This window comes from Neisseria sp. HMSC058F07, from assembly GCF_001810035.1.
Classification (GTDB): domain Bacteria; phylum Pseudomonadota; class Gammaproteobacteria; order Burkholderiales; family Neisseriaceae; genus Neisseria; species Neisseria perflava.
The window spans coordinates 1-343 of the sequence record NZ_KV799703.1; the positions used below are offsets into that span (position 1 = coordinate 1).

Here is a 343-nt window from a genome sequence, read left to right on the forward strand (position 1 = left end):
CAGCAGCCTGTACGACTACGACCCCATGGGCCGTCTGAAAAGCCAGCGTACCATCCAGAACGGCACACAAACGCTTCACGGCAAACAAAACCCGTTGGCCGGCGGCGCCGTCAACCGCCGCTACGCCTATGACAAAGCCGGCAACCTCATTCAAAGCGCCGACCAAAGAAGCGGCGTCCTTAATTACGTTTACGACAAAATCGGACGTATTCAAGAAGCCCGCAACAGCCAAACCGGCCGCAGCGAAACCTTCGCCTTCGACCCCGCCCACAACATCCTTTCAGACAAAGCAGCCGAAAGAAAGGGCAACAATCTTGTCAGCGGCAACCGCCTCAAAGAATAC

The 343-nt window shown here is 56.3% G+C and carries 1 pseudogene; it reads left to right on the forward strand.

Annotated features, from left to right (window positions below):
- Positions 1 to 343 (forward strand): annotated as a pseudogene (locus HMPREF2696_RS11540) (hypothetical protein); the annotation flags it as partial.